The organism is Stenotrophomonas sp. TEPEL, assembly GCF_004348785.1.
Taxonomy (GTDB): domain Bacteria; phylum Pseudomonadota; class Gammaproteobacteria; order Xanthomonadales; family Xanthomonadaceae; genus Stenotrophomonas; species Stenotrophomonas indicatrix.
On record NZ_QQXJ01000001.1, the window covers coordinates 3,299,491 to 3,321,792 of the forward strand.

The 22,302-nt window shown below is 67.0% G+C and carries 17 protein-coding genes; 10 read left to right on the forward strand and 7 right to left on the reverse strand.

Features of this window, described 5'->3' with window-relative positions:
• Window positions 1–95: 95 nt before the first annotated feature.
• Together TEP_RS15150 and grxC are read right to left on the reverse strand one after the other, a co-directional pair.
• Window positions 96–488, reverse strand: coding sequence for a carboxymuconolactone decarboxylase family protein (locus TEP_RS15150; RefSeq protein WP_005408260.1), 393 nt, complete (start codon window positions 486–488; stop codon window positions 96–98).
• Window positions 485–775: a glutaredoxin 3 gene (gene grxC, locus TEP_RS15155; RefSeq protein WP_132825822.1), complete on the reverse strand. Its 291-nt coding sequence runs from the start codon at window positions 773–775 to the stop codon at window positions 485–487. The genes TEP_RS15150 and grxC overlap by 4 nt, the downstream gene beginning before the upstream one ends.
• Window positions 776–867: 92 nt before the next feature.
• Between grxC and TEP_RS15160 the strand changes: the two genes are divergently transcribed.
• From TEP_RS15160 to lpxH, 9 genes are all read left to right on the forward strand, one after another.
• Window positions 868–2,568, forward strand: a complete 1,701-nt coding sequence (locus TEP_RS15160; protein ID WP_206140224.1) for a M48 family metalloprotease — start codon at window positions 868–870, stop codon at window positions 2,566–2,568.
• A 116-nt stretch (window positions 2,569–2,684) separates the two neighbouring features.
• A complete protein-coding gene (gene phoB / locus TEP_RS15165; protein ID WP_025878121.1) occupies window positions 2,685–3,374 on the forward strand; it encodes a phosphate regulon transcriptional regulator PhoB in 690 nt (229 codons plus the stop codon).
• A gap of 105 nt (window positions 3,375–3,479) precedes the next feature.
• Window positions 3,480–4,811 carry a phosphate regulon sensor histidine kinase PhoR gene (gene phoR, locus TEP_RS15170; protein ID WP_132825824.1) on the forward strand — a complete coding sequence of 444 codons (1,332 nt, stop codon included), beginning with the start codon at window positions 3,480–3,482 and terminating at the stop codon, window positions 4,809–4,811.
• A 4-nt stretch (window positions 4,812–4,815) separates the two neighbouring features.
• Window positions 4,816–6,903: a polyphosphate kinase 1 gene (gene ppk1 / locus TEP_RS15175; RefSeq protein ID WP_132825825.1), complete on the forward strand. Its 2,088-nt coding sequence runs from the start codon at window positions 4,816–4,818 to the stop codon at window positions 6,901–6,903.
• A 610-nt stretch (window positions 6,904–7,513) separates the two neighbouring features.
• Window positions 7,514–9,040 carry an exopolyphosphatase gene (gene ppx / locus TEP_RS15185; protein ID WP_025878116.1) on the forward strand — a complete coding sequence of 509 codons (1,527 nt, stop codon included), beginning with the start codon at window positions 7,514–7,516 and terminating at the stop codon, window positions 9,038–9,040.
• A gap of 316 nt (window positions 9,041–9,356) precedes the next feature.
• A complete protein-coding gene (locus TEP_RS15190) occupies window positions 9,357–12,293 on the forward strand; it encodes a TonB-dependent receptor (RefSeq protein ID WP_132825827.1) in 2,937 nt (978 codons plus the stop codon).
• Between the two features lie 163 nt (window positions 12,294–12,456).
• Window positions 12,457–13,602 carry a glycosyltransferase family 1 protein gene (locus TEP_RS15195; RefSeq protein ID WP_132825828.1) on the forward strand — a complete coding sequence of 382 codons (1,146 nt, stop codon included), beginning with the start codon at window positions 12,457–12,459 and terminating at the stop codon, window positions 13,600–13,602.
• Window positions 13,583–14,122, forward strand: a complete 540-nt coding sequence (locus tag TEP_RS15200; RefSeq protein ID WP_025878111.1) for a phosphatase PAP2 family protein — start codon at window positions 13,583–13,585, stop codon at window positions 14,120–14,122. The genes TEP_RS15195 and TEP_RS15200 overlap by 20 nt, the downstream gene beginning before the upstream one ends.
• Before the next feature lie 17 nt (window positions 14,123–14,139).
• Window positions 14,140–14,886 carry a UDP-2,3-diacylglucosamine diphosphatase gene (lpxH, locus tag TEP_RS15205; RefSeq protein WP_132825829.1) on the forward strand — a complete coding sequence of 249 codons (747 nt, stop codon included), beginning with the start codon at window positions 14,140–14,142 and terminating at the stop codon, window positions 14,884–14,886.
• Window positions 14,887–14,973: 87 nt separating this feature from the next.
• On the opposite strand, the gene TEP_RS15210 is transcribed toward lpxH, so the two are convergent.
• A complete protein-coding gene (locus TEP_RS15210; RefSeq protein WP_132825830.1) occupies window positions 14,974–16,227 on the reverse strand; it encodes a zinc-dependent metalloprotease in 1,254 nt (417 codons plus the stop codon).
• A gap of 225 nt (window positions 16,228–16,452) precedes the next feature.
• Between TEP_RS15210 and TEP_RS15215 the strand changes: the two genes are divergently transcribed.
• Window positions 16,453–17,919: a DUF2235 domain-containing protein gene (locus TEP_RS15215; RefSeq protein WP_132825831.1), complete on the forward strand. Its 1,467-nt coding sequence runs from the start codon at window positions 16,453–16,455 to the stop codon at window positions 17,917–17,919.
• A 114-nt stretch (window positions 17,920–18,033) separates the two neighbouring features.
• Here TEP_RS15215 and TEP_RS15220 read toward each other — a convergent pair whose 3' ends face one another.
• From TEP_RS15220 to TEP_RS15235, 4 genes are all read right to left on the reverse strand, one after another.
• Window positions 18,034–18,858 carry a ferritin-like domain-containing protein gene (locus tag TEP_RS15220; protein WP_132825832.1) on the reverse strand — a complete coding sequence of 275 codons (825 nt, stop codon included), beginning with the start codon at window positions 18,856–18,858 and terminating at the stop codon, window positions 18,034–18,036.
• A gap of 10 nt (window positions 18,859–18,868) precedes the next feature.
• Window positions 18,869–20,335: an amidophosphoribosyltransferase gene (gene purF / locus TEP_RS15225; RefSeq protein ID WP_132825833.1), complete on the reverse strand. Its 1,467-nt coding sequence runs from the start codon at window positions 20,333–20,335 to the stop codon at window positions 18,869–18,871.
• Window positions 20,336–20,365: 30 nt separating this feature from the next.
• A complete protein-coding gene (locus TEP_RS15230; RefSeq protein ID WP_132825834.1) occupies window positions 20,366–21,145 on the reverse strand; it encodes a CvpA family protein in 780 nt (259 codons plus the stop codon).
• A 46-nt stretch (window positions 21,146–21,191) separates the two neighbouring features.
• Entirely contained in the window at window positions 21,192–22,229 is a 1,038-nt protein-coding gene (locus TEP_RS15235) for an SPOR domain-containing protein (RefSeq protein ID WP_132825835.1), read from the reverse strand.
• Between the last annotated feature and the right edge of the window lie 73 nt (window positions 22,230–22,302).

The window sequence follows — 22,302 nt, forward strand, 5'->3', positions numbered from 1 at the left end:
CCGCTGGCCGGCAACCTCTGCCGATTTGGGTCCACCGGATGCCGGCCAGCGGCCGGCACTACCAGAGAGCCCGCCGGGCATGGCCCGGCGCTACCTCAATGCTCGTGCGCTGCCGGGGCGGCGGCGCCACCTTCCAACTGGTCGAGGAAGTCCACCGCGCGGCGCAGGTGCGGGATCACGATCGAGCCGCCGACCACCAGGCCCACCGAGAAGGTCTCGAAGAACTCTTCACGGGTGACGCCGGCGTCCTTGCACTGGGCCACGTGGTAGCTGATGCAGTCGTCGCAGCGCAGCACCATCGAGGCCACCAGGCCCAGCAGCTCCTTGGTCTTCACGTCCAGCGCGCCGGCCTGGTAGGTCTGCGTATCCAGCGCGAAGAAGCGGCGCACCACCTGGTTCGGCTCGCCCAGGATGCGCTCGTTCATGCGCTTGCGGAAGTCGGTGAACTCGGCGATCCGGTCCTTGCTGCCGTCGTCGGCCGCGCTCATGCCTGGCCCTGCCCGGCCAGCAGCGGCTCGAGCTTGCCTTCACGATGCAGGGTCATCATGTCGTCGTAGCCGCCCACATGGACGTCGCCCACGAAGATCTGCGGAACGCTGGTACGGCGGGTCCTGGCCATCATCTTCTCGCGCTCGACCGGGTCCAGGTCGATGCGGACCTCGGTCCATTGCTGGCCCTTGCTCTTGAGGAAGTTCTTGGCGGCCACGCAGTAGGGGCAGACGGCGGTGGAATAGATGGTGATGGCGGGGGTAGCGCCGGCGGACTGGGCTGTCACGGGAAACTCCACGATGGATCGACGGTCCATATATGGTACCGGTGCGCTGGAATTTCCACGCCACGCCCGCAACACTGTGGATTGATTAACGAATGGTTGCCCCCTGCCCTGCCACGCTGGGCCGACCCTGCCCGAGGACCGACCGCTTGCGACCCCTGCTGCTCACCGCTGCCCTGACCCTGGCCCTGGCCGCCCCGCTGGCGCAGGCCCAGGAGAAGCTGCCGGACATCGGCTCCTCGGCGGGCGAACTGCTGACCCCGGCCCGGCAGGCCGAGTACGGCGCGATGATGCTGCGCGAGCTGCGCAACTACGGCTACCTGCTGGACGATCCCCTGGTCAACGACTGGCTGCAGACCATGGGCACGCGCCTGGGCTCCAACAGCGACCAGCCACGCCAGTCCTACACGTTCTTCGTGATGAAGGATCGCCAGATCAATGCCTTCGCCACCCTCGGCGGCTACATCGGCGTCAATGCCGGCCTGGTATTGACGGCCGAGCGCGAGGACGAGGTGGCGGCGGTGCTGTCCCACGAAATCGCCCACGTCACCCAGCAGCACGTGCTGCGCGGGGTCGAGCGCGCCCAGCGCGACCAGATCCCGATCCTGCTGGGCATGCTGGCGGCGGTGGTTGCCGCCCAGGCCAGCAACAGTTCGTCCTCGGGCAACGCGACCATGGCCGCGATCAGCTCGGGCATGGGCCTGATGCAGCAACGGCAGATCGACTACACCCGCTCCAACGAATCGGAGGCCGACCGGCTGGGCATCCGCACGCTGTCGCGCAGCGGCTACGACGTGGATGCGATGGCCGGCTTCTTCGAGCGCATGTCCTCGGCGATGCGCGGCAACGATGGCGGCTACAGCGTTCCCGACTTCCTGCGCACCCACCCGGTCAACACCACCCGCATCAGCGAGGCCAAGGCCCGCGCCGAACAGATGAAGAAGGACACGGTGCTGCTGACCACGCGCACGCCCAGCGGCGAGCGCAAGGAACGGGTGGATCCGGCCGACCCGACCCTGGGCGATCCGCTGCTGCGCGGCATCAACCCGCTGCTGCCCGGCAGCGTGCTGCGGGTTCCGATCGGCCAGCTCAGCCGCGGCGCCAGTGGCGATTTCAACTGGGCCCGTGAGCGCCTGCGCGTGCTCAGCGCCGACAGTCCGGCCGACCTGCAACGCGAGTACACCGATCTTGCGCGCAGGCAGAAGGACGGCCTGGATGATGCCCAGCGCTATGGCCAGGCGCTGGCCACGATGCGCGGTGGCCGCAGCGGCGCCAGCCAGGCCCGGCAGACCCTCACCGACCTGCTGAAGACCCACCCGGACAGCCTGTGGGTCGCCCTGGCCCTGGCCGAAGCGGAATCGCGCACCGGCCAATCCGCCCAGGCCAATGCGCGCTTCGAGCAGCTGCTGCACGAACACCCCAACAGCCGGCCGGTGGCCCTGACCTACGCCGAGATCCTGAACGAGCAGGGAGGCCAGGCCGCGGGCCAGCGCGCGCAGGCGATGCTGCGTCCGCTGCTGTCGCAAAGCGGTAACGATCCGGTCTTCCAGCAGCGCTACGCCCGCGCCAGTGAACTGGCCGGCGACAGCGTCCGCGCCAGCGAGGCCTATGCCGAGGCGGCGTTCCTGGGCGGACGCCCGGAACAGGCCCTGATGCAGCTGCAGGCACTCAAGCGCAACCCTGCCTTGGACTACGTCGGCCGGGCCCGGGTGGATGCGAGGATCGAGTCGATCACGCCCACCGTGCTCGAGCTGCGCCGGCAGGGCGTGCAGGACCCGGATCTGGACCGCCGCTGAGTGCGGCATGACCGGCAGATGGCAGCAATGCCAGATGCCGGCCAGGCAGTCACAAACATGTCATCAAACCGTAGTCTACTGGCACCACTCCAGTAACTGAGCCCTACGGTGCCCTCGTGCAGAAACGCATCCTGATCGTCGATGACGAGCCCGCGATCCGCGAAATGGTCGCCTTCGCCCTTCGCAAGGGCGATTACGAACCTGTCCACGCCGGTGACGCCCGCGAGGCCCAGACCGCCATCGCCGACCGCGTCCCCGACCTGATCCTGCTCGACTGGATGCTGCCCGGCACCAGCGGCCTGGACCTGGCCCGGCGCTGGCGCAAGGAAACCCTCACCCGCGAAGTGCCGATCATCATGCTGACCGCGCGCGGCGAAGAGAACGACCGCGTCGGCGGCCTCGAAGCCGGTGTCGACGACTACGTGGTCAAGCCGTTCTCGGCGCGCGAACTGTTGGCGCGTATCCGCGCGGTCATGCGCCGCGCCCGCGACGATGACGAGGACGGCAGCGTGGCGGTGGGTGCGATCCGCATCGACGGTGCCGCCCATCGCGTGTTCGCCAACGACCAGCCGGTGCCGATCGGCCCGACCGAGTACCGCCTGCTGCACTTCTTCATGACCCACCCAGAGCGCGTGTATACCCGCGCGCAGCTGCTGGACCACGTGTGGGGCGGCAGCGTGTATGTGGAAGAACGCACCATCGACGTGCATATCCGCCGCCTGCGCAAGACGCTGGAACCGTTCAACGCCGAGAACATGGTGCAGACCGTGCGCGGCGCCGGTTACCGCTTCTCCACCGCAACCTGAGACTCGTCTTGCCGGCACCGTGCACCCCGCGGTGCCGGCGCCGGCAACTCTGCTATAACTTCCGGTTCACCTGCGTGAACCGCCGCAACCCACGACGAGACCGCAATGCCCCGCCACATCCGCTCTGCCTGGTTGAAGACACTGGCCACCGTGGCCACCGTGTTGCTGTCGGCCGGTCTGGTCGGTTGGTTCACTGGCCACCTGTGGCTGTGCATCGCGCTGGCGGCACTGGCGACGCTGGTCTGGCACTACTGGCGGCTGCGCCGCGTGCTGCGCCGGCTGACCGCGCGCCAGCGCTGGGACACCGCCGCCGAAGGCACCGGCGTCTGGAACGAGCTGGACCGCCTGCTGTACCGCAACCAGGTTGAAATGCGCGTGCGCAAGCGGCGCCTGCTGGACATGCTGCGCAGCTATCGCGCCGCCGCCGCCGCGCTGCCCGATGCAGTGGTGGTGCTGGACCGCAACAGCCAGCGCGTGCAGTGGTTCAACGAAGCGGCCACGGCGCTGCTAGGCCTGCACCATCCGGGCGATCTGGGTGAGGCCCTGGTCGAACGCCTGCAGCCGATGCCGCTGGCGCACTGGCTGGCCGGTGGCCGCAACGCCGAACCGATCCTGGACGTGCCCTCGCCGGTCGATCCTGCGATCCGCCTGAACCTCCGCCTGATTCCCTATTCGTCCGACTACTGGCTGTTGATCGCCCGTGACGTCAGCAAGCTGCTGCGCCTGGAACAGGTACGCCGCGACTTCGTGGCCAACGTTTCACATGAGCTGCGCACACCGCTCACCGTGGTCCACGGCTACCTGGACATGATGGACCCGGAGGATTTCCCGGGGACCGGACCGATGCTGGAAGAAATGCGCAAGCAGAGCCAGCGCATGGCCCAGCTGGTGGAGGACCTGCTGACCCTGTCGCGGCTGGAATCGCAGGAGCACAGCGAGGCCGAGACGGTGGCCATGCAGCCCATGCTGGCCACCCTGCGCCGCGAAGCCGAAGCGCACAGTCAGGGCCGCCACCAGATCAGCGTCGACGACCTGGCCGGCGTGGACCTGCAGGGCTCGACCAAGGAACTGCACAGCGCGTTCTCCAACCTGGTCACCAACGCGGTGCGCTATACCCCGGCCGGTGGCCGCATCGCGGTGGAGTTCCGCCGCGAGGGCGACGGCGTGGTGCTGGCGGTACGCGACACCGGCTACGGCATTCCGGCCACCCACCTGCCGCGCCTGACCGAACGCTTCTACCGTGTCTCCAGCAGCCGCTCGCGCGAAAGCGGCGGCACCGGCCTGGGCCTGTCGATCGTCAAGCACATCCTCGGTCTGCACCATGCACGCCTGGAAATCGACAGCGAGGTCGGCAAGGGCTCGGTGTTCGCCTGCCATTTCGATGCCGACCACGTGCGACCGCGTGAGTCCGCCCCCCTGACCTCCTTCGAAGAATGACGCCATGAGCAGCCTCGGATCCCTCCCCCTCCCCGTGAGCACGGACAGCGATCCGTTGCGCGACCCGGCGCTGTACATCAACCGCGAACTGTCGCAGCTGGATTTCAACTTCCGCGTGCTGGCGCAGGCGATGGATCCGCAGGTGCCGCTGCTGGAGCGCCTGCGCTTCATGTGCATCTCCTGCACCAACCTGGATGAATTCTTCGAGATCCGCGCCGCCGCGGTCCGCCATGCACAGGAGTTCGGCCTGCCGCCGGCGCCGGACGGCATGAGTCCGCAGGCCATTCTCAATGCCATCCACGAACGCGCCGCCGAGCTGGTGGACCAGCAGTACCGTTGCTGGAACCAGACGCTGCGCCCGGCGCTGATGGAGGCCGGCATCGGCGTGCTGGGCCGCAACTCCTGGACCCACCGCCAGAAGCGCTGGCTGCGTGCCTACTTCCGCAACGAGATCATGCCGGTGCTGTCGCCGCTGGGCCTGGATCCGGTGCATCCGTTCCCGAAGATCCTCAACAAGTCGCTGAACATCGTGGTGGTGCTGAAGGGCACCGATGCGTTCGGCCGCAGCGGCCACCTGGCCATCGTGCGCGCACCGCGTTCGCTGCCGCGGATCATCCAGCTGCCGGAAAAACTCGGCGGTCCGCAGAATTTCGTGTTCCTGTCCTCGGTGCTGTCCACCTTCGTGGACGAGCTGTTCCCGGGGCTGGAAGTGCTGGGCGCCTATCAGTTCCGTGTCACCCGCAACTCCGAGCTGGTGGTGGATGAAGAGGAAGTGGAAAACCTGGCGCTGGCCCTGCGCGATGAGCTGGTGGACCGCGGCTACCGGCCTGCCGTGCGGCTGGAGATCGCCCACGACATGCCGCGCGACATCGTACGCACCCTGCTGCAGAACTTCGGCCTGACCGAGAACGCGGTGTACCGCATCGACGGACCGGTCAACCTCAACCGCATCATCCAGCTGTACGACCTGATCGCGCAGCCGGACCTGAAATATCCGCCGATGACCCCGCGCACCCTGCGCGACAGCGACGGCATCTTCGAGACCGTGGCCCGCCAGGACCTGCTGCTGCACCACCCCTTCGACGCGTTCGCGGCGGTGCTGGACCTGATCCGCCAAGCCGCGCTTGATCCGAACGTGCTGGCGATCAAGCAGACCCTGTATCGCACCGGCAAGGATTCATTGATCGTCGATGCACTGATCCAGGCGGCGCGCGCCGGCAAGGACGTGACCGTGGTGGTCGAGCTGCGCGCGCGCTTTGATGAAGAAGCCAACCTGGGCCTGGCCGATCGGCTGCAGGAAGCCGGCGTGCAGGTGGTGTACGGCGTGGTCGGCTACAAGACCCACGCCAAGATGCTGCTGATCGTGCGCCGCGAAGGCCGCAAGCTGCGCCGCTACGTGCACCTGGGCACCGGCAACTACCACAGCGGTACCGCGCGCGCGTACACCGACCTGAGCCTGATCACCGCCGATGCGGACATCGGCAACGACGTGCACCTGCTGTTCCAGCAGCTGTCCGGGCTGGCGTCGAAGATGAAGCTCAAGCGCCTGCTGCAGTCGCCCTTCACCCTGCACACCGGGATCCTGGCGAAGATCGAGCGCGAGACGCGCATCGCCGCGGCCGGGCGACCGGCGCGGATCATCGCCAAGATGAACGCCCTCAACGAAGCGCAGGTGATCCGCGCGCTGTACGCCGCCTCGCAGGCGGGTGTGCAGATCGACCTGATCATCCGTGGCGCCTGCACCCTGCGCCCGGGCGTACCGGGCGTGTCGGACAACATCCGCGTGCGCTCGATCGTCGGCCGTTTCCTGGAACACAGCCGGGTCTACTGGTTCGGCAACGACGGCGCACCGGAGCTGTACTGCGCCAGCGCCGACTGGCTGGAACGCAACCTGCTGCGCCGGGTGGAAACCTGCTTCCCCATCCTCGACCCGGCGCTGGCCAAGCGGGTGTACCGCGAAGTGCTGCAGAACTACCTGGACGACAACCTCAACGCCTGGGAGCTGGATGCCGAAGGCATCTACCACAAGCGCGCACCGGCCCATGACGAAGCCCCCCATTCGGCGCAGATGGCGTTGATGCAGGGCCTCTGACCCGGTAGGTGGCCAGGTAGGTGCCAACCTTGGTTGGCACGTTTGGATCCATCCACGCCTGGCGTGGGTCCACCGTGTCGACCAAGGTCGACACCTACCAACAGCAGGCAAGGTCGACACCCACCAGAAGCAGGCCATGCCATTCCGACAGATCGCGNAAANCTGTCGAAGGCGGGGTGGGTCCGGTTGCGGGGGTGTCCGCGGCATGGATGCCGCGGCCAAGCCTACAGGGACGTATTCACGGCGTCCCCCGCAACCGGACCCACCCCGCCTTCGACAGATTTTCGCGATCTGTCGGAATGGCATGGCCTGCTTCTGGTGGGTGTCGACCTTGCCTGCTGTTGGTAGGTGTCGACCTCGCGGCATGGATGCCGCGGCCAAGCCTACAGGGACGTATTCACGGCGTCCCCCGCAACCGGACCCACCCCGCCATCCCACAGGAAGTCAGCTGTTGCTGTTGCTGTTGCTGTTGCTGTTGCCGTTGAGGTTGCCGGCCAGCGGCCGGCACTACCGCTTCAGCGGGTGCAGGGCGCAGCCCTGCCGCACTCCCCCACAAAATGTGAAGGCCACGCGGTGACGAGCACACCGCCCCTTCGGCTAACATTCGCCCATGCCGCATACCACCACGACTCCGCCCGCATTGCAGGATGGCGACCTGCTGGCCGCCATCGACCTTGGCTCCAATAGTTTCCACATGGTCATCGCGCGTTACACGCTTGGCCAGCTGCGGGTGATCGACCGCCTGCGCGAAACCGTGCGCATGGCCGACGGCCTGGACGGCAAGGGCGGACTCTCCGCCGCAGCGCGACAGCGCGCGCTGGAGTGCCTGGCCCGGTTCGGCCAGCGCATCCGCAACGTCCCGCCGCATCGCGTGCGTGCACTGGCCACCAACACCGTGCGCCAGCTGCGTTCGCCGCAGGCGTTCCTGATGCCGGCCGAAACCGCGCTCGGGCACGCCATCGAAGTGGTCAGTGGCCGCGAGGAAGCGCGCCTGATCTACTTGGGCGTGGCCCATGCGCAACCGCCCAAGCCCGACCAGCATCGCCTGGTGATCGACATCGGCGGCGGCTCTACCGAGTTCATCATCGGCAAGGGCATGCAGACCCTGGAGCGCGAAAGCCTGCAGGCCGGTTGCATCGCCAGCACCAGGCGCTTTTTCCCGGGCGGCAAACTCAGCAAGAAGCGCTGGAAGGACGCACTAGCCGAGATTGGCCGGGAGTTCCAGCCCTTCGCCAGCAAGTACCGCGCGCTCGGCTGGCAGGAGGCACTGGGGTCGTCGGGTACCCACAAGGCCATCAGCGAGATCTGCGCGACGATGAAGCTGAGCAAGGGTGCGATCACCGCCGAGGCGTTGCCGCAGCTGCGCGATGAGCTGCTGAAGGCCAAGAAGATCGACGACATCGTGCTGCCTGGCCTGTCCAGCGATCGCCGGCCGATCATCGCCGGCGGCATCCTGGTGCTGGAAGCCGCCTTCCAGGCGCTGGGCCTGCAGAAGCTGCTGGTCAGCAAGGCCGCGATGCGAGAGGGCATCCTCTATGACATCCTCGGCCGTGCCGGCGACAACGACCCGCGCGATGAATCGGTGGCCGCCCTCACCCATCGCTATGGCATCGACACGGTGCAGGCCGGCCGCGTGCAGGACACCGCACTGTCCTTGCTGGAGCAGGTGCAGGAGCGCTGGAAGCTGGATGCCGATGACGCACGCATGCTTGGCTGGGCCGCACGCCTGCATGAGCTGGGGCTGATGATCGCCCACAGCGGTTACCACGTGCATGGCAGCTACGTGCTGGAAAACTCGGATATCGCCGGCTTCTCGCGGCAGGAACAGCAGATGCTGGCGACGCTGGTGCGCAATCACCGCCGCGGCATCAGCAAGACCGCCTTCGATGCCATTCCCGAACGCCTGCTGCTGACCGCACGGCGCCTGGCTGCCCTGCTGCGCCTGGCGGTCCTGCTCAACCGCGCGCATGAGGATGCACCGCTGCCGGTGCTGGAACTGACTGCCGACGACAGCCGCCTGTCACTGATCGTGCCGCAGGACTTCATCGATGCGCGCCCGCTGCTGCGCGCCGACCTGATCGGCGAGACCGAGGGCATCGCCGGACTGGGCATCCAGTTCCGCCCGTTCGTGGTCTGAGCAGGGCGCCGGGACGCCGTCTGATCGCCAGCCGGCGCCCGATTACATTTCGTTACAGTTCGCGCAATCGACCGCCAATTCCTGCTGCAACGCAGCAGCTGGCGGTGGCCGTGCCTGCGGCGCCTTCACGTAAATGCCTGCTTTTGTTCATATTTTGTGAACTACGTAACGTGGTAGCGACACAAACCGACATACGTTCTTTACACAGCATTAACCAACGAGACTACTATCGGGTCATCGGCTCGGTCCTGGACCTGTCGATTCCTTCGACGCCCACTTTGGCGTCCTTTGCACGACCCGAGAGAGAGAGCTCGTCATGACTTCACGCACCACCGCACTGGGGCAGGCCATCCGCTACGCCCTGGCAACCACTGCCACCCTGGCCGCCCTGCCGGCTTTCGCACAGAGCGGCAGCACTGCCTCGCCGACCAACCTGGACCGCATCGAGATCACCGGTTCGCGTATCCGCCAGGTGGACGTCGAAACCGCCCAGCCGGTGCTGGCGCTGAGCCGGATGGACATCGAGCGCCAGGGCTTCAGCTCGGTCTCGGACATCCTGCAGAACGTCACCGCGATGGGCACCCCGACCATCAGCCGCGCCAACGTGCTGACCGCCGGCGAAAATGCCGGTGGCACCTATGTGGACATGCGCGGCCTGGGCACCCAGCGCACGCTGGTACTGATCAACGGCAAGCGCCTGGGCATCAGCACCTCCGGCTACCAGGACCTGTCGGTCCTGCCGGTGTCGGCGATCGAGCGCGTGGAGATCCTGAAGGACGGCGCCTCGGCCATCTATGGTTCCGACGCCATGGCCGGCGTGGTCAACATCATCACCCGCAGCAATGTCAGCGGCGTGACCGCCAATGTCTACCACGGCCAGTTCAGCGAGGGTGACGGCGCCCGCGACCGCGTCGACGTGGTTGCCGGCTGGTCCAATGACCGCTTCTCGGCCACCCTGGCATTGGAGCACTCCGAGGAAAAGGCCGTCTGGGCACGTGACCGCGGCTTCAGCCGTTACAGCAACACCGACCGTCATCCGACCGAAGGTTGGACCACGACCAGCCAGTGGGGCCAGTTCACCGGCCTGCGTGGTCCCGGCTGTACGGCCGCGGCCGGTTGCGGCTACTCGCTCAACCGTGGCGCCGACCCGACCAAGCCGGGCAACTACCACCTGACCGATCCGGCCGCGTTCACCGGCGACACCAGCAACACCAACGAGCAGATGCACCTGAGCTATCCGATCAAGCGCGACTCGGTGTTCTTCTCCGGCGAGGCCAACATCACCGACAACGTCCGCTTCAAGACCGAACTCGGCTACAACAAGCGCTCCTCGACCCGCGTCACCGCTGGCTACCCGCTGGCGTCCAACACGCTGGGCGCGACGGGTGCCGCAGGCAACATGTCCATCGACAGCTACTTCAACCCGTTCGGCAACAAGAACGGCTATGCGACGCCGACGTCGGTGGCCTGGAACCGCCGTACCTGGGAGCTGCCGCGCGAGAGCACCAGCGAGCTGAAGACCTACCGCGCCGTCGCCGCCTTCGAGGGCACCTTCGACCTGGGCGAGCGCTACTTCGACTGGGAAGTGGGCTACCAGTACAGCAAGAACGAGCTTACCCAGCACACGACCGGCAACCTGCACAAGCAGCGCGTCATCGATGCAGTGGGCCCGTCGTACTTCAACAACGCCACCGGCAAGGTCGAGTGCGGCAGCGCTGCTGCACCCAAGGCCAACTGCATGGTGTGGAACCCGCTGGTTCCCTACGGCGTGCAGAGCCCGTACGGCCTGGACGGCAACCAGGCGCTGCAGGACTGGCTGTTCCCCGCCGAGAACGCGACGGGTGAAACCACGACCAAGAACTGGTTCGCCAACCTGAGTGGCAGCCTGCTCACCCTGCCGGCAGGCGACCTGGGCTTCGCATTCGGCCTGGAAAACCGCGAAGAGAACGGCAAGTTCATCCCCGATGCACTGGCCCAGACCGGCGCGACCACCAACCTGGCCGCTGGCCCGACCGGCGGCTCGTACAAGGTGAAGGAAGCCTACCTGGAGTTGAACGTGCCGGTGCTGGCCGACCTGCCGGGCGCACGTGAGCTGAGCTTCAACGCAGCTACCCGCTACTCCGACTACAACACCTTCGGCGATACCCTCAACAGCAAGTTCGGCTTCAAGTGGAAGCCGATCGACCAGCTGCTGGTACGTGGCACCTGGGCCGAGGGCTTCCGCTCGCCGACCATCAACGATCTGTACGGCGGCGGCTCGCAGACCTTCCCGACCTTCAGCGATCCCTGCGACAGCGTGTACGGTTCGGCCCGATCCAACAGCGCCGTGCGTGCACGCTGCGCCCAGGACATCGCCAACATCGATACGTACCGCCAGCTGGACAGCACCAACAGGCCGACCAGCGGTTCGAGCGCGGCCAGCCCGGTGGCGTTCACCTCCGGCTCCAACCCGGACCTGCTGCCGGAAACCTCGACCAGCCGCACGCTGGGCGTGGTGTGGAGCCCCACCTTCATCAGCAACTTCAACGTGTCGCTGGACTGGTGGAAGATCCGCATCGACAACACCATCGTGTCCGACAGCTCGAACCAGATCCTGATCGACTGCTACGAGCAGAACATCGAGTCGCGTTGCGCGCGCTTCTCGCGTGATCCGGTCACCGGCATCGTCACCGGCCTGAAGTTCGGCAACCGCAATGCGGGCTTCGCCGAGACCGAAGGCTACGACATGGACGTCAGCTACCGTCTGGATACCGACTACGGCAAGCTGAGCACCTCGTGGTCGACCACCTACGTCAGCTCGAACATCTACCGTTCGTCCAATGACGTTGCCACCGTGCCGACCACCACCAACGGCATCGCGGTCAATACCGGCATCGGCTTCCGCGTCCGTTCCAACGCCACCATCGGTTGGGACTTCGAGAACTTCGGTGTGAGCTGGACCGCCCGCTACTACTCCGGTGTCAAGGAGCAGTGCCTGAGCCTGCCGAACCATCCGGACGAGTGCTCCGATCCGGGCGTGTACGCGCCTTGGTACAAGGGCGCCCGCAACTACAACGAACGTGGTTCGGTGACCTTCAACGACGTGCAGGTGCGCTACAAGCTGCCGTGGAACGCCACCGTCTCGGTGGGTGCCAACAACGTGTTCAACCGTCTCGGCCCGGTGATGTACACCAAGCCGAACTCGGTGTACTCCTACTCGGGCAGCTTCGACATCGGCCGCTTCGTGTACATGCAGTACAAGCAGAGCTTCTGATCCACGCGCTGTCGCACCACCACCACGGCCCTTCGGGGCCGTGGTTTTTTTGTGCCGCTGAACTGCGCAGGCACCGCCTTGCCCGGTCGTCATCGCGTTGTCGCAAAGCGGTCATGTCGGCTACATCGCCAGGCCCGAGCATGCGTAAAACCGGAGGCCCGCCATGCGCTATGCCATCGTCACCGAAACCTACCCGCCGGAGATCAACGGCGTCGCACTGACCGTGCAGGGCCTGGAGCAGGGATTGCGCGCCGCCGGCCACGAGGTCGACCTGATCCGTCCGCGACAGGTCAGCGAAGCACCGGATGCGGCGCCGGGCACCCTGCTGGTACCGGGCGCGGCCTTGCCGCGCTACCCCGGCCTGCGCTTCGGCCTGCCGGCACCAATCCGGCTGGGCCGACACTGGCGACAGCAGCGCCCAGATGCGGCCTACGTGGCGACCGAAGGTCCGCTGGGCTGGTCGGCACTGCGCACCGCGCGCCGCCTCGGCATTCCGGTCGCCACCGGATTCCACACCCGCTTCGACGAGTACCTGCCCGACTATGGCGTGGCGTGGCTGCAGTCGGCGGCAATGCGCTGGATGCGCCGTTTCCACAACCAGGCCGACGCGACCCTGGTGCCCACCCGCGAACTGCAGGAATTCCTGAGCGACCAGGGCTTCGAGCGCGTGCGCCTGCTCGCCCGTGCGGTCGACAGCCAGCAGTTCGACCCGGCGCGCCGCGACCCGGCACTGCGCGAGGAATGGGGTATCGACGGCACGGGCCTGGCGGCGATCTACGTTGGCCGCATCGCCGCAGAAAAGAACCTCGGCCTGGCGGTGAAGGCCTTCCGCAAGCTGCAGCAGGTGCGCCCGAAAGCGCGTTTCGTCTGGGTCGGCGATGGCCCGGCGCGCGAGAGACTGGCGCATGAGAATCCCGATTTCATCTTCTGCGGCATCCAGCGCGGCGATGACCTGGCCCGACACTTCGCCAGTGGCGATCTGTTCCTGTTCCCCAGCCGTAGCGAGACCTTCGGCAACGTGACCCTGGAAAGCATGGCGAGCGGCCTGGCCACGGTTGCTTTCGACTACGGCGCGGCCCGCGAGTACCTGCGCAACGGCGAGAACGGTGCCGCAGTGGAGGACGACGAGCAGTTCGTGCAGGCAGCGGTGCAACTGGCTGCCGATGATGCCCAGCGCCGCGCGTTGGGTGGCAATGCGGCACGGGCGATGAAGCGGCTGCACCCACAGCAGGTGGTGGCGGAGTTCGAAAGCCTGCTGGCGGAACTGGCCAGCGCGCGGAGGAGCGGGCATGCGCACCACGCCGCTTGAGCTGCTGGCCGGTCGCGAAGCCCGGTTGTGCCGCCGCGCCAACCACTACTGCCGACGTCGCCGCGTGCGGCGCGTCTTTTCGATCATCAGCCGGCTCGGCGATGGCGTGTTCTGGTACGTGCTGATGGGCGCGCTGGTGCTCATCGATGGCTTCGACGGCCTGCGCGCGTCAGTGCACATGGCCGCCACCGGCTTGGCCGCGCTGCTGCTGTACAAGGGCCTGAAACGCTGGACCCGGCGGCCACGGCCGTACGCGGCCGACCTGCGTATCCGTGCCTGGGTGGCGCCGCTGGATGAGTTCAGTTTCCCGTCCGGCCATACCCTGCACGCAGTGTCGTTCACCATCGTCGCACTGGCCTACTACCCTTGGCTGGCGCCGCTGCTGGTGCCCTTCACCTTCGGCGTGGGCCTGTCGCGCGTGGTGCTGGGCCTGCACTACCCAAGCGACGTTCTGGCTGCCACCGGCATCGCTGCACTGCTGGCCTCGGCCAGCCTGGCCTGGCTGCCGTTGCCGGTGTGATGCCCTAGAATGTCCGCATGACCACGCTGTTCATCTCCGATCTGCATCTGGACCCCAGCCGTCCGGCCATCACCGACCTGTTCCTGCGCTTCCTGCGCGAGGAAGCGCCTGGCGCCGATGCGCTGTACATCCTCGGCGATCTGTTCGAAGCCTGGATCGGCGATGACACCCCCTCGGCCGCAGCCGACGCGGTGGCCGATGCGCTGAAGGTACTGTCCGACAGCGGCGTGCCGGTCTTCTTCATCCGTGGCAACCGTGATTTCCTGCTGGGCGAAGACTATGCCCGCCGCGCCGGCCTGCGCATCCTGCCGGACCCGTGCATGATCGATCTGTACGGCCGCCCGGTGCTGCTGCAGCACGGTGACCTGCTGTGCACCGATGACATCCCCTACCAGCAGTTCCGTGCCCAGACCCGCGACCCGGTCTTCCAGGCGCAGTTCCTGTCGCAGCCGCTGGAAGCGCGTATCGCCTTCGCGCAGAAGGCGCGTGATGCCAGCCAGGCGCGCCAGTCGGAAATGAAGCAGGGCGACCGTGCGCAGTTCGAAACGGTCACCGACGTAGCCCCGGCCGAAGTGGAAGCCACTTACGTGCGCCACGGCGTGGACACGATGATCCATGGCCACACCCATCGCCCGGCGATCCACACCCTGCAGGCCGGTGGACGCAGCTGCACCCGCATCGTGCTGGGCGACTGGTACGAACAGGGTTCGGTGCTGCGCGTGGATGCCAACGGCTGGAGCCTGGATACGCTCAGCCGCGCATGATGGATCGCAGGATGCCAACCAAGGTTGGCATCTAGCAGAGCAGGTGCACGTGCCCCGGTAGACGCCGACCCTGGTCGGCACTTGGACTCAGCGGAAGGCCGCGATGGTGGCCTTGGTATTGACCAGCACGCGCTGGTTGTCGGCACTGCTGGCGATGCCCATCGGCACGCCGTTGTAGCTGATGTTCGGATTGGACCAGTAGTTCAGCCGCGGGCAGCCGGCCGAGCAGTCATAGGCCATGATCGTGCGCCAGCGCGATCCGCTGGCCGGCTCATAACGATAGCCATGGCCATAGGCATACGGCGACGTGCTCGGATCACTGGCGATGTCGTGCCGTGCGCTCTGCAGGTGGCCGATTTCATGGGCGAACGAGTAGTAGCCGGTGGCGCAATCCCAGTACACCGCGGCAAACGCGGTCGATGCGGTGGAACCGATACCCGAGGCCAGCCCGCAATAGCTGGTGTTGTTGATCAGCAGTACGCCGACGTCGGCGGCGGTGGTGTTGCGGCTGGTGTGGATGCTGTCCATGTAGCCGTCGCTGGTGCCACGGAAGCGCGACAGGTCGGTGGTGAAATTCCCGGACTCGGTGTAGTTGGTGGTTTCATAACCGGCCAGCTGCAGGGTGAGGCCTACGTTGCTGTTGGTGTAACCCTGGTTGGATTCGGCAACCGCCAACTGCACCAGCGACTGCATGTTGCCACCGTAGGCGGTCACTGCAGCATTGGTTGCCACCACCAGCACGCGGATGGTCGCCGGGCTGCCTGAGGAGGCCTGCGCAGTGCCGAGGCGATCATTGGCAGGCATGGCGATCTTCGGCAACTGGTTGTAGTCGGCCGGATGATCGGCCGGCATCCGCGATTCATCCACCTCGACCAGCACGTGGCGATTGCCCAGCGGACGCAGACGATAGAGTTTGCCGTCCTTGCGGATCGAGCCGGTGAGGGTATTGCCCGAGCGCACCAGGATCAGCGAATTGCCCGGATCGTCCTGGCCATTGGACGTGGCCGCCTGCAGGCGATCGGACGGCGCGCGCAACTGGCCGTACCAGATGCTGCCACCATCGGGCAGCGCCTCGACCTTGCTGCGAACGGCCTGCACCTTCTGCCCGAGCAGCTCGAATTCCAGCTGCGGCTGCGCGGTGGCGGCAGCATCGACACGCACTTCCTGTACGGCGGCGGTGGACGGGGTGGCCAGCAACCGCCCCAGTGCCGGCTCGCTGGTGGCCGATGCACGGCTGAGCACGGTGACCGGCTCGAACAGCGGCGCCGCATGGGCGGCCGCCGCTACCGACAATCCCAACAACAGACCACCTGTCGCTTTACCTATCGATCTGGACATCATCTTGTCGCTCCTTGAGGTGAAGTGGACAGCGTTGATGCAGCACGACCCGGGTACCGGGTCCGGCCATCAGGCCTGCGCAGGGCGTGTGAATTCAATAGACGAGAGGAATGGAAATCGCGATCTGTGATCGACCGCATCTGCGTTCAGTCAGGTCAAAAGCGTCAGTACACTTCGCCAACACACGGCTTTCGCGCTACCGTGACGTGGCCACGACAGGGGATGCACATGGCGCCAGCGCAGCACAGCGGTGACACGACGGCTGATCCGGGCCTGCTGCGGATCGGCCTGTTCTTCGATGGCACCCGCAACAACGCCCACAACCTGGCGCAGGGCCACCGGCAGGCGCCGCGAGCGCGCCCCGCCCTGCTCCGCGCCGATGATGATTCGACTTACCAGAGCCGGTTGACCAGCAGCTACGACAACGGCGCCACCAACATCGCGCGCCTGCATCAGTTGTATCCGGACAGCCGGCGCACGCCCGGCAGTACACCTTCGCTGGCGATCTATGTGGAAGGCGTCGGCACCCGCGATGATGCCGAAGACGACCTGATCGGCCTGGCCTTCGGTATCGGCGCCAGTGGCGTGCAGGCGAAGGTGCAGCGTGCGTTGCAGGTGCTGCTGCCGGCGGCACTGTCGGCGCTTGCGACGCAGTGGCGCGCATCCCTACACAGCGTGCAGCTGGATCTGTTCGGCTACTCGCGCGGCGCGGCGTCCGCGCGCGATGTAGCCAACCATCTGCGCGGATGGGACAGCGCGCGCTGGCGGCAGCTGCTGCAGCAGGCGGGCCTTTCATGCAGCGCCGATTTCACCCTGCCGCGGCCGGTACTGCGCTTCATCGGCCTGTTCGACACGGTAGTTGCCGTCAACGGCGGCCGCGCCGATGAACACCCCCGCATCGCCCTGCCCGCAGGCATCGCCGAGGCCGTGCTGCAGCTCAGTGCGCGCGACGAGCATCGCCAGCACTATGCGCTGACCACGGTGGCACCCACCCATCGCGAAATCGCACTGCCCGGCGTGCACGCCAACATCGGTGGTGGCTACGACCAGGTGGAAGAAGGGCCCAAGCTGCTCAGCCGGCCGCGGCGGCAGCAACTGCGCCGGCCTGGCGTGGAGGACTACCAGACACCGCCCCTGGCACTGCTGCAGGCGACCACCGCGTACGCTGAAGCACAGGCCGACGCCGAACGCTGGCGGCAGCAGCTGGGGTTGAACCCGAAGGAAGTTTGGGTCGATGTCTGGCACCAGTGGCAGCAGCAGCGACGCGCGGGCAGCCGCAGCGTGCTGATGTCGCCGGTGCTGTACGTCACCGCTGCGGTGGTGCTGCACCGGCGCATCGATTGGCGCTACCAGCTGGTTGCGCTGCAGGTGATGCAGCAGCACGCCATCGCTGCCGGCGTGACCTGGACTACCGACGCGGCCAAGGTGGCGGGTTGGGAACTGCCCAGCGCGCTGCAGCCGATCGCGCGCCGCCTGATTGCCGGCCAGCCGTTGACCCCGACGCAGGAAGCGTTGCTGCGCCGCCGCTACCTGATGCAGTCCGCACACTGGAATTTCGATGCGCTGGGCGACACTGCCCTGACCTACACCGCCGACGCCGGTGTCAGCGAGCTGCCGTATCGCCCTGGGCCGGGGCTGTTCTACATCAACCGGCCCACGGTGGATGGCAGACGCGTGGTGTTGCCGAACGGGTGAACGGCATCCACGCATGGCGTGGATCTACTGTAAAGCCGGTGCTCCGGTGGATGGCCTCCACCCGCCAGCCCAGTAGATCCACGCCATGCGTGGATGAGGATCAACCGACGCCGGTCAACCCGCCTGTTCGACCAGGTTGGCGAGCTCATCCGCATCGAACCCGGCCAGCAGGCGTGCCTCGATGTTGAACGGCCCGTGCAGGTAGCCACCGGCATACTCGACCAGCAGTTCCTTGAAACGCGCTCGTGGCTCGACGCCGGCGCGCTCGCAGTACCAGCGGAACCAGCGCGATCCGGCGGCAACGTGTGCAACCTCCTCGCGCAGGATCACCTCCAGCACGTCGGCGGTTTCGCCATCGCCGACGTTGCGCAGCTTGTCGATCATGCCCGGGGTCACGTCCAGCCCGCGCGCTTCCAGCACGCGCGGCACCAGCGCCATCCGCGCCAGGCCGTCGTGCGCGGTCTTCTCGCACATTTCCCACAGGCCGTTGTGCGCAGGGAAATCGGCGTACTCATGGCCATGTGCCAGCAGGCGCTCGCGCAGCAGCATGAAGTGGCGCGATTCGTCGTCGGCGCAGCTCACCCAGTCGGCATGGAACGCAGCTGGCAGACCGCGGAAGCGGTACACCGCATCCCAGGCCAGGTCGATCGCATTGAGCTCGATATGGGCGATGGCATGGATGAACGCCGCACGCCCTTCCACCCCGCCCAGGCCGCGCCGGGGCACTTCACGCGGATGCACCATCAGCAACTGCGGCGGCCGGCCCGGCATGCGGATCGGATCGGCCGGCGGTGCATCGGCCGCTACGTTCAAGCGGCCGGCGCGGAACGCGGCAGCGTAGGCCTGGGTCAGCGCGACCTTGCGCAGCGGATCGGCTTCGGCCAGGCACTGTTGCGCAGCGCGCAGCAGATTGCCGCCGACGTCAGGCACGTCGATCACCGCCTGGACCTCAGGCGCGGCGCTTGTGCTTGGCGTCGTCCGAACGCAGCTGCTGGATGCGTTCGAAGTAGCCCGGCTCGATGCCCGTCGGGTAATGGCCGTTGAAGCACGAGGAATCGAAGTTGCGCAGCGCCGGATTGCCTTCGCTCACCGCCGCTTCCATGTCTTCGATGTCCTGGTAGATCAGCCAGTCGCAGCCCAGGTGCGCTTCGATTTCCTCGATGCTGCGGTTGTGCGCGACCAGCTCTTCAGCGGCCGGCATGTCGATGCCGTAGATGTTCGGGTAACGCACCGGCGGCGCGGCGCTGGCCAGGTAGACCTTGCGTGCGCCGGCGTCGCGCGCCATCTGCACGATCTGCTGGCTGGTGGTGCCGCGCACGATCGAGTCGTCCACCAGCAGCACCACGCGGTTGCGGAATTCCAGGTGGATCGGGTTGAGCTTGCGGCGCACCGACTTCACGCGTTCGCCCTGGCCCGGCATGATGAACGTGCGGCCGATGTAACGGTTCTTGATGAAGCCTTCGCGGTACTTCACCCCGAGCACGTTGGAGATCTCCAGCGCGGCATCGCGCGAGGTGTCCGGGATCGGGATGATGGTGTCGATGTCGTGGTCCGGGCGCAGGCGCAGGATCTTCTCGCCCAGCTTGATGCCCATGCGCATGCGCGCCTTGTGCACCGACACGTTGTCGATCATCGAATCGGGGCGTGCGAAATACACGTACTCGAAGATGCACGGGGTGTGTTCGGCCGGCTCGGCGCAGATTTCCGAGAACAGCTCGCCGCGCGCGGTGATCACCAGCGCTTCGCCCGGCTGCACGTCACGCACGCGCTGGAAGCCCAGCACGTCCAGCGCGNCCGACTCCGAGGCAACAATGTATTCGTCACCCTCGGCATGGCTGCGCTTGCCCAGCACCAGCGGGCGGATGCCATGCGGATCGCGGAACGCGACCAGGCCCAGGCCCAGCACCACGCTGACCACCGCATAGCCGCCCTTGCAGCGGCGGTGCACGCCGGCAACCGCGCGGATGGCGGCTTCCGGGCTGAGCTGGCGCTGCTGTTCCAGTTCGTAGGCAAACACGTTCAACAGCACTTCGCTGTCCGAATCGGTATTGACGTTGCGGCGGTCCTGCTCGAACACCTGCTGGCGCAGGTCCTCGGTGTTGATCAGGTTGCCGTTGTGGGCCAGCGCGATGCCGTACGGCGAATTGACGTAGAACGGCTGTGCCTCGTCCATGCCTTCCGAACCGGCGGTCGGATAGCGCACATGGGCGATGCCGACGCTGCCTTCCAGCGTGGACATGGTGCGTGCATCGAACACATCGCGGACCAGGCCGGTGGCCTTCTGCACCCGCAGGCGGCTGCCGTTGACGGTGGCGATGCCCGCCGCGTCCTGGCCGCGATGCTGGAGGACGGTCAAGCCGTCATACAACTGCCCGGCGACGTTCTGGTTGCCGACGATTCCGACGATGCCACACATGATGCGAGGTCTCCGCTGGGCTGTGCCCAGTTACAAGGAAGGTGGCCGTGCCTGGCCAGAGTTGTCGCCGCGTCTGCGGTCGACATTGGCCGGGTCGTCCGGCTCGATGCTGCCCGGTAGTGTTGGGGCGTCCGGGCGCACTTCGGCCGGATCGTATGCCTCGCCCTGTTCCGCCTTCGCAGGCCGCAGCCATCCGCTGCCCGCCACAATCTGACCGAGTACGCCATTATCGCCTGTCGCCCCTGGCTTGCCCACTCCGGCGCCGGCGCTCTTGCCCAGCTCCATCAACGCAGATGGGGACAGCGCGTCCATCGGCAAGGCCTTGGGCAGCAGGTCGGTGCCCGGCACCTGCCACTGCGGCAGCTTGCTGTTCATCCAGGCCACGGCCGGGTTCAGCACCGGGCGCAGCGCCGAGCCGCGCCAGGAGGGTTCGGCGGTAAGCGGGGTGAAGCCGGCCAGCAACAGCAGCACGGCCGCGATCAGCCCGCCACGCACGGCACCGAGGACCCCGCCCAGCAGGCGGTCCAGGCTGCCCAGCATGTTGCGGTGGACGATGGCCTTGATGACCATGCCGATCACGGCGACCACGACCATCACGCCGATGCCGACGCTGAGGTAGCCGCCGATGAAATGCTCGCCGCCGGGCGCAGCCGGTGCGGCCCACCAGCGTGCGGCGTCATTGCCGAAGGCGAAGGCCGCCCAGGCGGCCACCAGCCACGATACGGTGCCGATGACGATGCCCACGAAGCCGCGCAGCAACCCAAGCAGGGTGGAGGCGGCGATCACGATCAGCAGCACCACGTCGATCATGGCGCCCCGCTCCTTCGGCGGCGCTGGCAACGGGGCTGCGTACAGGTCATGGGTGCGGTCGTACCATGCCGGCCACGCCGACCTTGGCGGCGACCTGCGCCTTCAACTGTTCAGCATCGGCGCGGTTGGCGACCGGCCCGACACGGACGCGGTGCAGGCTGCCCTTTTCGGTACGCACCTGCTCGACGAAGGCGCTGAAGCCTGCCGCGCGCACCTTGTCGCGCAGGGCGTTGGCATCGTTGGCCTGGCCGAAGGCGCCGAGCTGTACGGCAAAACCCACTCCGCTGGCGGCCGGTGCGGCCGGCGTGCTCGGCGGCGTGGCCGGTTTGCTGGCGGTCGCTTCGGGCTTGGGCTCGGGCTTCGGTTCCGGCTTGGCCACAGGCTTGACCGGCTCCGGCTTGGCAGCCGGCGGCGCTGCTGCGGTCGGCGTACTCGGCGGCAAGCTTTCACTGCGCACCGGGTTGCCGGTCGCCGACGGCGTGGCCGCCGCGACGGGAGTACTGGCGCTCGGCGCGGGCATCGGCGTGCTTGCCACCGGTGCGCTGGTCGAGGGTTTCGCATCGAGCGTGATGACTTCTGCCTTCACGTCGGCACGCACCTTCACCGCCTGCAGCCGGGCCGCTTCGGCCTGGGCACGGTCGGCATACGGCCCAACGCGAACGCGCCAGGCCGGGCGACCGTTGATCGATGCGGTCTCGATGAAGCCCGGAAGCTGCGAACGCTTGAGGTAGGCGATCACCGCATCGGCGTCGGCCTGGCTGCCGTAGGCGCCGAAGGTCACCGCGTAGTTGCCGGCGGCGACGGCTGGCGAAGTGTCCACGGTCGGCGGTGTCGCCGGGGCGGCGGCCTCCTCGACGGGACGGGCCTGGCCACTCTGCAACCCGGTAGCGCCACCGGCCGGTGCGACCAGCGGCAGTTCACGGGTTTCAAACTGGCCATCGGCCGGCGCATCGGGCGCGGCGATCGGCACAGAAGCGACACCGCTGTCCGGGGCCGGGCCCTTGACGAGCATCGGCAGGAAAATGACGGCCAAGGCCACCAGGACGATGGCACCAATCAGACGCTGTTTCAGGGGCGTATCCACGTAGGGCAGGCGGCAGGCTGGACGTTGCGGTCGATTATACGGGTGCGCGACCGCACGGCGTCGGTAATGGCTG